Source organism: Enterobacter sp. ENT03, assembly GCF_019218745.1.
GTDB lineage: Bacteria > Pseudomonadota > Gammaproteobacteria > Enterobacterales > Enterobacteriaceae > Enterobacter_D.
This window is the reverse complement of the sequence record NZ_JAHUXA010000006.1, coordinates 138,383-150,875: the sequence shown is the minus strand read 5'-3', so window position 1 is coordinate 150,875 and position 12,493 is coordinate 138,383. Positions and strand designations below refer to the sequence as shown.

The window sequence follows — 12,493 nt, the reverse complement described above, 5'->3', positions numbered from 1 at the left end:
AGAGCTTTTAGATCCACGCGCTGACGCCGGGCATTACAGACGGTTGCCGAAGGTGTTGCACTGTTTCATGTCACCGCTGTCGAAGCCACGCTTAAACCAGGTGTAACGCTGTTCGGAAGTACCGTGGGTGAAGCTGTCCGGCACCACGTGGCCCTGACTTTGCTGTTGCAGACGGTCATCGCCAATAGCTTCGGCGGCGTTCAGCGCTTCCTGCAAATCGCCAGCTTCCAGTACGCCCTGCTGCTGCATGTCATGCCCCCAGACGCCCGCGTAGCAGTCTGCCTGCAACTCCATCAGTACCGACAGCTGACGCGCCTGTGACGGCGTGGAATTCTGCTGGAGCTGGCGCACTTTAGGTTCAGTGCCAAGCAGCTTCTGCACGTGGTGACCGACTTCATGAGCAATCACGTAACCCTGCGCGAAATCGCCTGCCGCGCCGAGTTTGTTTTTCATTTCATCGTAGAAAGAGAGATCGATATAGACTTTGCTGTCCGCCGGGCAGTAGAACGGCCCCATTACGGATTGCCCGGTGCCGCAGCCGGTGCTGGTCTGGTTGCGATACATCACCAGCACGGGTTTCTGGTAGGTCTCACCCATTTTCTGGAAGATCTGCCCCCAGGTCTCTTCGGTGGTCGCGAAGATCACGGAAGTGAATTTTGCGGCTTCATTTTCCTGCGGCCCGGTGGCACGCGGCGCGCTTTGCTGCGTTGCCGGCTGGCCGGTCAGTAAGCCACTGAGATCGACGCCGTAGTAACCCGCGACCACCACCACCAGCAGCAAAATGATGCCGCCCTTGCCTGCCGGTAAGCGTATTCCGCGCCCACCCATCATCGGGCCGCCAGATTCGTTACGCCTGTCTTCGACATTATTACTTTCGCGACGCCCTTGCCAACGCATAACCACCTCTGATTTATTCTGGAATTATTGTTAGATCGTAGGCGTTTACAGGCAGGATTTCCATAAGAAAGACGGCACAGAAAGCCAGAGGCGGGCAAGTGCCTCTGGCATAACGATGTTGCGGGGAGATTAGTCGAGTTTTACGCCGAGACGGTGAGCGACCGCTTCATAAGCTTCGATCAGGCCGCCGAGGCTCTGGCGGAAACGGTCTTTGTCCATTTTATCCAGCGTCTCTTTGTCCCACAGGCGGCTGCCGTCCGGGGAGAATTCGTCACCCAGCACCACTTCGCCTTTGTACAGACCGAACTCCAGCTTGAAGTCGACAAGGATCAGGCCTGCGTCATCAAACAGTTTGAACAGCACGTCGTTGGCTTTGTAGGTCAGCGCTTTCATACGCGCGAGGTTTTCTTTACTCACCCAGCCGAAGGTTTCGCAGTAGGATTCGTTGACCATCGGATCGTGCATGGCATCGTTCTTCAGGAACATATCAAACAGCGGCGGGTTCAGTTCGATACCCTCTTCAATGCCCAGACGTTTGACCAGCGAACCCGCGGCGCGGTTACGCACTACGCACTCAACCGGCACCATATCGAGTTTTTTAACCAGGCATTCGGTATCGGAAAGCAGCGCTTCCATCTGAGTGGGGATGCCCGCCTCTTCCAGCTTGCTCATAATGAAATGGTTGAATTTGTTATTCACCATGCCTTTACGGTCGAACTGCTCAATGCGTGCGCCATCCCCTGCTGACGTATCATTGCGGAATTCGAGCACCAACAGGTCCGGGTTTTCCGTGCTGTAAACGGTTTTCGCTTTGCCACGATACAACTCAGCTTTCTTTTCCATCTTTGTCACTCCAGGTAGGATGATTTAATAACCAAATTCTGTGTTTCACGCCGACGCAAACGTGTGCGTCAACGGTGATAAAAAAGGCCGGACAGATCCGGCCTTCTTTGTTACTTGCTAAATGCGGCCTGGAATACGGCGACCAGGGCGTCATTCTGAGACTGCGTCAGCGTGTGACCTTTCGGATCGATGAACTGCAGGCTGCTGCGGTTATCCAGATCGCCTACCTGCAACTTATAGTCGCCGGAAGAGAGACCCGGATCGCGCGCGCCCAGTGCCTGCCAGTCGCTGTCAGAAAGTGGCTTGTAGGTCACCGCAACGCTACCCGTAGAACGGGTGCTGTCGGTCACTTTCATCCCCACTTTTTCCAGCACGCCAGGCAGACGTTGCCATACCGTGTTGAACGGACCACGCACCACCAACATCGGCAAACCGGTGTCATCGGCGGCGCTTTGTACATCCAGGGTGGCGTCAGTACGGCTCTGCGCCGCGTTTAACGCTGCGGTATCGTTTTTATCAAGACCGGCAGAAATCACGTTCAGCATTTCGGTGCTGTAGCGTTGCAGTGAAGCGATGTCAGCAACCGGTTTACCCGCCTGCTCCAGATTCACTAGCTTCACCATTACCGCCTGCTGATAGCCCTGCTGTTTGACCGAGATTTGATAACGGCCACGGTACTGCTGATCTTCATCCAGACGGTTCCAGTCCACCCAACCGGTGGTCAGTGACTGGCTGGCGTCATCACGCTTATCAATGGCGTAGTTATTCGCCTGAAGTACGCTAACTACCTGTGACCAGACGTTATTGCTACGACCGTTTTCCACCAGCAGCGTGGCGGTGTCACCAGTGAACTGGGTACGGGTACCCGTTGCCAGTGCCAGCGGCTGTGCTGGCGGACGAATGTCCAGCGCTTTACCCACTGCACCACTGCCGTTTGTCACGGGTATGTTGTAGTCACCATTCTCAACCGGCAGGATCATGCCCGCAGGTGCGTGAAGTTCAGCAAGCGGTGCGGCATCCAGATAGGATTCATCACCACTCACCTGGCGCTTATATCGCGAGTCCGAATTACAGGCGGCGAGCAACATCACAAGCGAAACACCCGCTACCTTCGCCAGGCGCGACTTCTGTACTGAATAAGCCATCAAATCTCCCTAAACTTTACAGCAAACCGGCATGCTTAAGCGCCACGGTAACGACGTCACGACCGTGGTCGGTGATCGGCGTCATCGGCAGGCGCAGCGTATCGGTCGCCACAAGCCCCAATTCCTTACATGCCCATTTAACCGGGACAGGATTGGGTTCGACAAATAGTTTGTTATGTAATGGCATCAGACGCTGATTGATTACGCGCGCTTCGCGGTAATGTCCTTCAGCGGCCAGCTTGCACATTTCAGCCATATCACGTGCTGCCACGTTTGTTGTCACGGAAATCACGCCGTGACCACCGAGCTGCATAAAGTCCAGCGCGGTCGCATCATCACCGCTCAGCAGAATAAAGTCATCTGAAACCAGCTCTTTGATCTGGTGAACGCGACTTAAGTTCCCGGTCGCCTCTTTAATTGCGACAATATTTTTAACTTTCGAGAGGCGTCCTACGGTTTCAGGCAGCATATCGCAACCGGTACGCGAAGGCACATTATACAGGATTTGCGGCAGGTCAGTATGTTCAGCGATGGCTTTGAAGTGCTGGAACAGCCCTTCCTGCGTAGGACGGTTGTAATACGGGGTCACCGTCAGGCAGCCAACAATGCCGCTGTCGTTGAAACGCTGCGTCAGGCTGATGGCCTCGGCGGTGGCGTTTGCACCGGTACCGGCGATCACCGGGATGCGCCCGTCAGCCAGGTCCAGCGTCATCATGACCACGTCGCCATGTTCATCGTGGCTCAGCGTGGCAGACTCACCGGTGGTTCCTACCGATACGATCGCAGAGGTTCCATTAGCGACGTGATAATCAATCAGTTTTTTCAGGCTTGACCGGCAGATATTACCTTTTTCATCCATCGGCGTGATAAGCGCGACAATACTTCCCGTGAACATGGGCCATCCTCTGTGCAAACAAGAGCCTCAATGGTACGTTTGGTCCTGTAATAAAAGCAAGCGACGAGAGGCGTTCAGGCGGTTGTATGGAGGTTTTTTTTATGCTTTCCTTAGGATTACCTCACCGCTTACAGGAAGAACAGGTTTGACACCGTCATCACAACATTATTTGGTTATCACAGCGCTTGGTGTCGACAGGCCTGGTATTGTGAACACGATCACCCGTCACGTGAGCAGTTGCGGCTGTAATATTGAAGACAGCCGGCTGGCCATGCTGGGTGAGGAATTTACCTTTATTATGCTGCTTTCCGGCTCGTGGAATGCTATTACCCTGATTGAATCCACCTTACCGCTCAAGGGCGCAGAGCTGGATTTGCTGATCGTGATGAAACGCACCACCGCCCGCCCCGGTGCGGCGACACCTGCCACGGTCTGGGTTCAGGTCGAAGTGCCTGATTCACCCCATCTTATTGAACGCTTCACCGCCCTGTTTGACGCGCACGACATGAACATCGCGGAACTGGTTTCTCGCACGCAGCCCGCCCAGGGCGACGCTGCCGCACAGCTGTTTATCCAGATAACCGCTCACAGTCCTGCCTCGCAGGAGGCGGCAATAATTGAGCAAGCTTTCAAAGCGCTATGTACAGAACTGAATGCACAAGGCAGTATTAACGTCGTCAACTATTCTCAAACTGATGAACACGATGGAGTGAAGTAATGAATCCACTGAAAGCCGGTGATCTTGCACCGACAGTTAGCTTGTTGGATCAAGATGGCGAACAAGTTAATTTGGCCGACTTCCAGGGACAGCGCGTTCTGGTCTACTTCTATCCGAAGGCGATGACCCCCGGCTGTACCGTTCAGGCATGTGGCTTACGCGATAACATGGACGATCTGAAAAAAGCGGGTGTGGAAGTGCTGGGTATCAGCACCGACAAACCGGAAAAATTGTCCCGTTTCGCCGAAAAAGAGTTGCTGAACTTTACGCTGCTGTCTGATGAAGATCACAAGGTCTGCGAAGCCTTTGGCGTCTGGGGCGAGAAGACCTTTATGGGTAAAACCTACGACGGCATCCACCGCATCAGCTTCCTGATTGATGCTAATGGCGTGGTTGAACATGTGTTCGACGATTTCAAAACCAGCAACCACCACGACATCGTGCTGAACTGGCTGAAAGCTAACGCCTGATAAAAACGCAAAACGGCAACCTCGGTTGCCGTTTTTTACGTTTGCCTACTCGTCTACTATCGGTCCGTCGGGCCACGCATGAACCACCGCTTTGATCAGCGTCGCCAGCGGAATGGCGAAGAATACGCCCCAGAATCCCCACAGCCCGCCAAAAATCACCACCGACAGGATAATCACCAGCGGATGTAGATTTACCGCTTCCGAGAACAGCACCGGCACCAGCAGATTGCCGTCCAACCCCTGGATGATGAGATAGACCGCAAAGCAGCTCCAGAATTCGGTACCCAGCCCGAACTGGAACAGCGCCACGCCGATCACCGGAATGGTCACCACAAAAGCGCCGATATAGGGGATCAGCACCGAGAACCCCACCAGCACCGCCAGCAGCAGCGAATAGTTCAGTCCAAACAGGATAAACCCGAGCCAGGTAGCCACACCGACAACGATCATCTCCAGCACTTTGCCGCGAATATAGTTGGTGATTTGCTGGTTCATTTCGATCCACACCTGCCCCGCCAGCCCGCGGTTGCGCGGCAGCACGCGGCGCACGGCATTGAGCATCTGCACTTTGTCTTTGACGAGGAAGAACACCATCAGCGGCACCAGCACCAGATAGACTGCCAGCGTCAGCAGTCCCACCAGCGAGGCCAGCGAGTATTTCACCACCGAGTCACCCAGTGACAGCATACGGGTACGCATGTTTTCCGCCATGGCATCAATGATGCCCGCATCCATCAGTGCCGGGTAACGACGTGGCAGCGTGGCGGCAAAATCGGATAATTTGTTGAGCATACCCGGCATGTCGCGGATGAGGTTGATCCCCTGTTGCCAAGCAATCGGCATGACGACCAGCGCCATCAGCAACAGAATGCCGACAAACAGCACCAGCACAATGCTTGCGGCCCAGCGTCGTGAGCAACCGATATGCTCCAGGTGAGCGGTAGGCCACTCCAGCAGGTAGGCCAGCACAATCGCAACCAGCAGCGGTGCTAATAAACCGCTAAAGAAGAAGAGAATGGTGAAGCCCGCGACCAAAATGACCAGCAGCGCAATCGCCTCTGGATCGCTAAAGCGACGGCGATACCACTGCATCAACATTTCGAGCATATAATTCTTTCCCTGCAGAGTCTTCATCAGAACAGCGTGGAGGCAATTGTAGCGAAATGACGCTAAAAAGACTTCGCTTTTTGTACCGGGAACAGGAAACTACGTCCCGGATTGCTAAGATATTCCTGATGCCCGGTATGCCGTTTTGCACCTGTATGCGATCGTGGAACAATAACGGGTATTGCAGGTCAAATCGTCACAACCCAGATAAAGGATTGAGGTTATGTTCAGGCAGTTAAAGAAGACCCTCGTTGCCACGCTCATTGCAGCGCTGACGATAACCCCTGCGGCGCCTGTGCTGGCAGACGCCACCGACACGTTACCAGATATGGGTACCTCCGCGGGCAGCACGCTCTCTATTGGTCAGGAAATGCAGATGGGCGACTACTATGTGCGCCAGCTGCGCGGCAGCGCACCGCTGATCAACGATCCTTTACTGGTGCAATACATTAATTCTCTTGGCATGAGGCTGGTGTCCCACGCCAATTCGGTAAAAACACCCTTCCATTTTTACCTGATTAATAATGACGAAATTAACGCCTTCGCCTTCTTTGGTGGCAACGTGGTGCTGCACTCCGCGCTGTTCCGCTATGCCGACAATGAAAGCCAGCTGGCATCGGTGATGGCGCACGAAATCTCTCACGTTACCCAACGCCACCTGGCGCGTGCGATGGAAGATCAGAAAAACAGCGCGCCTCTGACCTGGGCTGGCGCGTTAGGCTCCATTTTACTGGCGATGGCCAGCCCACAGGCGGGGATGGCAGCGCTGACCGGCACCCTCGCCGGGACCCGTCAGGGGATGATCAGCTTTACGCAGCAAAATGAGCAAGAGGCTGACCGCATCGGTATTCAGGTATTGCAGCGTGCGGGTTTCGATCCGCAGGCCATGCCGACGTTCCTTGAAAAACTGCTCGATCAGGCGCGCTACTCCTCTCGCCCGCCGGAGATCCTGCTGACGCACCCCTTGCCGGAAAGCCGACTCTCAGACGCCCGCAACCGCGCCAATCAGATGCCAGCGGTGGTCACGCAGTCGTCCGAAGATTTTTATCTGGCCAAAGCCCGTACCCTCGGCATGTATAAATCCGGCCGCAACCAGCTGACAAGCGATCTGCTTGACAGCTGGTCAAAAGGCAACGTGCGCGAGCAGCGCGCTGCCCAGTATGGCCGGGCGTTGCAGGCAATGGACGCCAGCAAATACGCCGAAGCCAGCCAGGCGCTGCAGCCGTTGTTACGCGAGGAGCCTGGCAACGTCTGGTATCTGGATCTCGCCACCGACATCGACCTTGGACAGAAGAAAAATAGCGAGGCTATTAATCGTCTGAAAAATGCCCGCGAGCTGAAAACCAGCCCGGTGCTACAGCTTAATCTCGCGAACGCCTTGCTGCAGTCGGGCCAGCCCGCCGAGGCCGCGGCCATTCTCAACCGTTATACCTTTACCAATAAGGACGACATCAACGGCTGGGATCTGCTGGCGCAGGCGGAATCAGCGCTGGGACATCGCGATCAGGAACTGGCGGCGCGGGCGGAAAGCCTGGCGTTACAGGGCAAACTCGATCAGGCGATATCGCTGCTTGGCAGCGCCAGTTCGCAAGTTAAGCTCGGCAGCCTGCAACAGGCGCGCTATGACGCCCGTATCGATCAGCTGCGTCAGATGCAGGAACGCTTCAAGCCTTACACTAAGATGTGATCACCCTTCCCGCCGCAGCGCCTCCAGAAAGGCCTGCGGCGTGGTATCGCCCAGTTTTTTCTGCGTCTTGTCCTCGTTATAACGCTCGCATAGCCGCGCCAGCAGTTCCGTAGCAGACGCGGTTTGTAGCTGCGGAATGATCGCCACCAGCGGCACCGTCACCGCTACGGTGACGGGTCTGACATCGTGAATTTGCGCTGTCATCCCGCGCTCCGCCAGATGTACTGCCAGCCCCGCCATTGCCGCCGCTGAGATAAAAGTCTCAACAGATTGTATAGCAGCAGGACAGGCTGCCCGTGCCTGCTCCAGCCAGTTTATGACCAGCGGCGGCGAGATGCCCGCATACAGCCGGGCAAAGCACCAGCCGCTCACCGGCTCCCTCGCCCACAGCAGATGATGCTCGCCGTTATCGTCCATCGATAACGCCAGCGGCAGATGGTGCAGCGTCAGCCGATGCGGTAGCAGCCCCGCTTTCAACGCTTTCTTACCCGCCAGCGGCGCGCCCTGACGTGTGGTCCCGGCCGGTTTCAGATAGCGGTTTAACGTGGCGCGGGAAACACGAATGCCCAGCCCCTCGTTGACCAGCTGCAACAGCTCATCCAGCGGCGCAGCGGTGACATCCCGCAGCGCATTGACCAGCGCAATCTGCTCTTGTCTCATCACTTTGTGTATGACTTTTGGCGTAGTGTGACGGTCGGCGACCTGTTCCCGATTGCGCCAGCGCCTGACCGTGGTTACCGAAATACCCAGCTCGCTTGCCAGTTCACGGTCGCTTTTATCTGATTGTTGCAGGTAACGCCGAATGCGCGGCGTTGTCGTGGCATTGGCATGCAGTTTGATTTCCATGACCGTCCCTCGGATCGAATACTTATAACCAATCTTATGAGATTTATAGCAACGCGGCGGCACATTGTGACCCATTTCACCTTTCCGTTGCCGCGCTTCACTGATAATCCCCGGACCTTACCTGAACCACGTCGTCCGATCTTCTACGGAGTTCACAATGAACACTGTTCTGGGATTTCTTGAAGCAAAACTGATGCCGCTGGCGGCAAAAACGGCGCAGCAACGGCATCTGGGCGCTATCCGCGGTGCTTACGTTTCTTTTATGCCGTTTATTATCGTCGGCTCTATTCTGCTGGTGATCTCGTCCTTTCCCAATCAGGCCTATCAGCAGTTTATGTCTCACGCCTTTGGTGAAAGCTGGAGCGCGATCGTCGAGATCCCCTTTAACGCGGTGTTCTCCACCATGTCGCTGTTTATCAGTTTCCTCGTGGCCTATCGCCTGGCCGAACACTACGGTGAAGATCGGATTTCCAGCGGTATTCTCGCGCTGGTCAGCTTCCTGATCCTCACGCCCTTTATCAAAGTGGCGGAAAATGGCGGCATTACGGTGATCCCGGTGGAGTGGCTGGGTAGTAAGGGGCTGTTTGTGGCGATGATCGGTTCGCTGCTCTGGACGGAGCTGTTCTGCTGGCTGAAGCGCAAAAATCTGGTGATCAAAATGCCGGAAGGCGTGCCGCCTGCGGTGCAGGAATCCTTCGCCGCGCTGATCCCGGCGCTGGTGGTGATGATCCTCGTGCTCGGCATCCGCATTCTGTTTGAAAACAGCCATTACCACACCATCCACCAGTTCATTTATGAGGTGGTGGCCACGCCGGTGCGCCATTACGGCACCTCTTATTTTGGCGCGCTGATGACGGTATTCAGCATCACCATTTTGTGGTCGGTGGGTATTAACTCCGGTTCGATGGTCAACGGCATCATTCGTCCGCTGTGGATGGAAAACCAGACCGACAACATTGCGGCGATTCAGGCGGGCGCTACGCCGCCGCACATTATCACCGAACAGTTTTTTGACATGATCTGGATGGGGGGTGCCGGGGCCACGCTGTCGCTGGTGATCGCGATGCTGATTTTCGCCCGCAGCAAAAACATGCGCGAGGTCGCGCGGCTGGGGGCCGGCGCGTCGGTGTTCAACATCAACGAGCCGATCCTGTTTGGTCTGCCGGTGATCATGAACCCGATTATGCTCATCCCCTTTAATCTGGTGCCGCTGGTATTGGTGAGCGTGCAGTACGTGGCGATGAAAATCGGCGCGGTGGCAGTGACGACCGGCGTGTTTATTCCCTGGACACTACCACCGGTGATCAGCGGTTTTATCGTCACCGGACACCTCAGCGGCAGTGTGATGCAGCTGCTTAACCTGCTGATCGGCGCAATGTTGTACCTGCCCTTTATGCGCATTCTCGATAAACAGTACCGCGCGGCAGAACTGACCGCGCCTGTGCAACCCGATCCAAGGCTGGCAAAACAGGAGTAAAGCATGTGGGGAATGATCGCCACCTGGCGAATGGCACTGGAAGGCGTCACCGGATCCGCATCGGCGCTGGCGGCGGGCCAGCCGGTGGCCTCCGCAGTCGTGGAGGCAGTGGCAGCCGTAGAAGACTTTCCGCTTTATAAATCCGTCGGCTACGGCGGGCTGCCCACGGAAAATGGCGAGGTGGAACTGGACGCCGCCTATATGGACGGCGATACGCTGGCGTTCGGCGCGGTGGGTAATCTGGTGGATATCGCCAACCCGGTACGGGTGGCCCATGCCCTTAGCCGCCAGCGCTACAACAGTCTGCTGGTCGGCCAGGGCGCGCGCGAATGGGCGTTGAGCCAGGGCTTTGCCGAAAAAACCATGCTCACCGATCGGGCCATGCAGCATTACCGCAAGCGCTGCCGTGAAACGCTCGACAAGGGGCTGAGTCCTTATGATGGTCACGATACGGTGGGCATTATCGGCCTGGATAAACAGGGGTCAATGAGCGTCGCCACCTCCACCAGTGGTCTGTTTATGAAAAAACGGGGCCGGCTGGGAGACTCACCGATCATCGGCTCCGGCTTCTACTGCGACAGCGAAAGCGGCGCGGCGACGGCCACCGGCGTCGGGGAAGATCTGATGAAAGGCTGCACCAGCTATGAGATCGTGCGGCGTATGGCGCAGGGCATGACGCCGCAGCAGGCGGCGGACTCGGTGGTGTATGAACTGGAAGACAAGCTGATGTCGCGCTTTGGTCGCGCCGGGGATCTGTCGGTGGTATGTATGAATAACAAAGGCGAGTTTGGCGCGGCGACCAATATCAAAACCTTCTCGTTTGTGGTCGCCACCGCCCGCCAGCCGCTAACGGTATTCCGTGCCGAACGCCTGCATGAGAAAACCCATTACCAGCCGGTGGATGAAACATGGATGCAGGCTTATACCGCCCGTATTCGCGCGCCCATTGAGGAGGAATGATGATCGCCTGGCACTGTATTACCTCACTTTCGCAGGCACAGCCGGGCGGGCAGCTGATTGCCCGCGCCGCGTGCCCGCTGTTGCCGGATAACGTGCTGATGAATGAAATGCGCGGCAAACCGGAGATCGCCGACACCCGCTTTGGCTGCGCGCCCTTCGCTCGCGTGACGCTGCTGCCGGACGCCCTGTGGCAGGAGAGCCTGACGGAAAGCCTGGTGAATGCTTTGCGCCCGCTGCTGGCGATGCCTGTCAGTTCGCGGCTGATCGTCGATATGACGGACATTCACCACACCACGCAGCTACAGCTGCTGCGATTTTTGTTTAATCAGGCGCACCGGCTCGACGATCTGGGCCTGAGAAAAAGTGATGCGGCGGCGGTGCGTATTACGCATATCGAGGCACTTTGCCTGCCGGAACAGCAGGCAAAACTGGACGCGCTGCTCCGTCAGCAACAGGCGATTGCGGCGGGGATGATCGCCGCGCGGCGGCTGGCGGATCTGCCTGCCGATCGCTGCACGCCGCAGTTTGTGGTGGATGAGGCGCAGCGACTGTGCGCCCCCTTCCCGGCTCTGCGCTGTGAAGTGCTGGATGAAACGCAGATCGCGGCACAGGGGCTGGGCCTGTTGCAGGCCGTGGGCAAAGGCGCGAGCTGTCCACCACGTCTGCTCGCCATCCATTATGACGGCGCGGCGCAGACGCCGGTGCGCTGCTATGTCGGTAAAGGTATTACGTTTGATACCGGCGGCCTGTGGCTGAAAGACGGCGCGGGCATGTACACCATGAAATATGACATGTGCGGCGCGGCGAATGTGCTGGGCTTGCTGCTGGCAGTGGCGGAACTGGCGTTGCCGGTGCGTATTATGGGCGTGCTGGCGCTGGCGGAAAATGCGATTGGTCCTGATGCGATGCAGCCGGGCAGCGTGGCGCGCGCCTGCAATGGCCTGACGGTCGAGATCAACAATACCGATGCCGAAGGGCGGCTGGTACTGGCGGATGCCATTGCGTGGGCGGCTCAACGTCAACCGCAGGCGCGGTATATTATCGACATGGCGACGTTAACCGGCGCGGTGGTGAAAGCACTGGGCTATGAGCTGAGCGGGCTAATGACGCAGAACGACGCGCTGCGTGAGGCGCTGACCGATGCCGGGAAGGGCTGCGGCGATGAGGTCTGGTCGCTGCCGCTGGACGCGCGACTGAAAAAGCAGACCGACAGCGCGATAGCGGATTTGTGTAATACGCCGACGAACAATGCCGCCATCAGCGCATCCGCCGCCTGGCTGCTGCACCATTTCTGTCCGCCGGAGATCCCGTGGGCGCATCTGGATATTAGCGGCACGGCGCTGTGGCGGGAAAACGGCAGAAGCGTGGCGTCCGGCAGGCCGATCCCGCTGCTGGTTGAGCATCTGCTGGCGGATCTGGCGTGACGTATTGCCCGGTGGCGGCTTCGC

The 12,493-nt window shown here is 57.0% G+C and carries 12 protein-coding genes; 6 read left to right on the top strand and 6 right to left on the bottom strand.

Annotated features, from left to right (window positions below; genetic code table 11):
• Nucleotides 1-33: 33 nt before the first annotated feature.
• The 4 genes from KW828_RS10815 to dapA form a co-directional block, all read right to left on the bottom strand.
• On the bottom strand, nucleotides 34-897 hold the full coding sequence (locus KW828_RS10815; protein ID WP_218336362.1) for a neutral zinc metallopeptidase: 864 nt from the start codon (nucleotides 895-897) through the stop codon (nucleotides 34-36).
• Nucleotides 898-1,026: 129 nt separating this feature from the next.
• On the bottom strand, nucleotides 1,027-1,740 hold the full coding sequence (gene purC, locus KW828_RS10810) for a phosphoribosylaminoimidazolesuccinocarboxamide synthase (protein WP_218336361.1): 714 nt from the start codon (nucleotides 1,738-1,740) through the stop codon (nucleotides 1,027-1,029).
• Nucleotides 1,741-1,850: 110 nt separating this feature from the next.
• Nucleotides 1,851-2,885: an outer membrane protein assembly factor BamC gene (bamC, locus tag KW828_RS10805; RefSeq protein ID WP_218336360.1), complete on the bottom strand. Its 1,035-nt coding sequence runs from the start codon at nucleotides 2,883-2,885 to the stop codon at nucleotides 1,851-1,853.
• 16 nt (nucleotides 2,886-2,901) lie between these two features.
• Nucleotides 2,902-3,780, bottom strand: coding sequence for a 4-hydroxy-tetrahydrodipicolinate synthase (dapA, locus tag KW828_RS10800; protein ID WP_218336359.1), 879 nt, complete (start codon nucleotides 3,778-3,780; stop codon nucleotides 2,902-2,904).
• Nucleotides 3,781-3,925: 145 nt separating this feature from the next.
• Here dapA and KW828_RS10795 point away from each other — a divergent pair, with 145 nt between their 5' ends.
• Nucleotides 3,926-4,498 carry a glycine cleavage system transcriptional repressor gene (locus tag KW828_RS10795; RefSeq protein WP_218336358.1) on the top strand — a complete coding sequence of 191 codons (573 nt, stop codon included), beginning with the start codon at nucleotides 3,926-3,928 and terminating at the stop codon, nucleotides 4,496-4,498.
• Nucleotides 4,498-4,968: a thioredoxin-dependent thiol peroxidase gene (bcp, locus tag KW828_RS10790; protein WP_218336357.1), complete on the top strand. Its 471-nt coding sequence runs from the start codon at nucleotides 4,498-4,500 to the stop codon at nucleotides 4,966-4,968. Before KW828_RS10795 ends, bcp begins: the two co-directional genes overlap by 1 nt.
• 45 nt (nucleotides 4,969-5,013) lie before the next feature.
• On the opposite strand, the gene KW828_RS10785 is transcribed toward bcp, so the two are convergent.
• Nucleotides 5,014-6,075 (bottom strand): AI-2E family transporter, encoded by a 1,062-nt coding sequence (locus tag KW828_RS10785; protein WP_218336356.1) that lies wholly within the window; start codon nucleotides 6,073-6,075, stop codon nucleotides 5,014-5,016.
• A 223-nt stretch (nucleotides 6,076-6,298) separates the two neighbouring features.
• Between KW828_RS10785 and bepA the strand changes: the two genes are divergently transcribed.
• Nucleotides 6,299-7,762, top strand: coding sequence for a beta-barrel assembly-enhancing protease (bepA, locus tag KW828_RS10780; protein WP_218336355.1), 1,464 nt, complete (start codon nucleotides 6,299-6,301; stop codon nucleotides 7,760-7,762).
• Here bepA and KW828_RS10775 read toward each other — a convergent pair whose 3' ends face one another.
• Nucleotides 7,763-8,608, bottom strand: a complete 846-nt coding sequence (locus tag KW828_RS10775; protein ID WP_218336354.1) for a helix-turn-helix domain-containing protein — start codon at nucleotides 8,606-8,608, stop codon at nucleotides 7,763-7,765.
• A gap of 157 nt (nucleotides 8,609-8,765) precedes the next feature.
• Between KW828_RS10775 and celB the strand changes: the two genes are divergently transcribed.
• From celB to KW828_RS10760, 3 genes are read left to right on the top strand one after another with little or no spacing between them, the layout of a single operon-like run.
• The gene (gene celB / locus KW828_RS10770) at nucleotides 8,766-10,085 is read left to right on the top strand and encodes a PTS cellobiose transporter subunit IIC (RefSeq protein ID WP_218336353.1); all 1,320 of its coding nucleotides are present in this window, start codon (nucleotides 8,766-8,768) and stop codon (nucleotides 10,083-10,085) included.
• Between the two features lie 3 nt (nucleotides 10,086-10,088).
• Nucleotides 10,089-11,045 (top strand): N(4)-(beta-N-acetylglucosaminyl)-L-asparaginase, encoded by a 957-nt coding sequence (locus KW828_RS10765; protein WP_218336352.1) that lies wholly within the window; start codon nucleotides 10,089-10,091, stop codon nucleotides 11,043-11,045.
• Nucleotides 11,045-12,469 carry a M17 family metallopeptidase gene (locus KW828_RS10760; RefSeq protein ID WP_218336398.1) on the top strand — a complete coding sequence of 475 codons (1,425 nt, stop codon included), beginning with the start codon at nucleotides 11,045-11,047 and terminating at the stop codon, nucleotides 12,467-12,469. The genes KW828_RS10765 and KW828_RS10760 overlap by 1 nt, the downstream gene beginning before the upstream one ends.
• The last annotated feature ends 24 nt before the right edge of the window (nucleotides 12,470-12,493 follow it).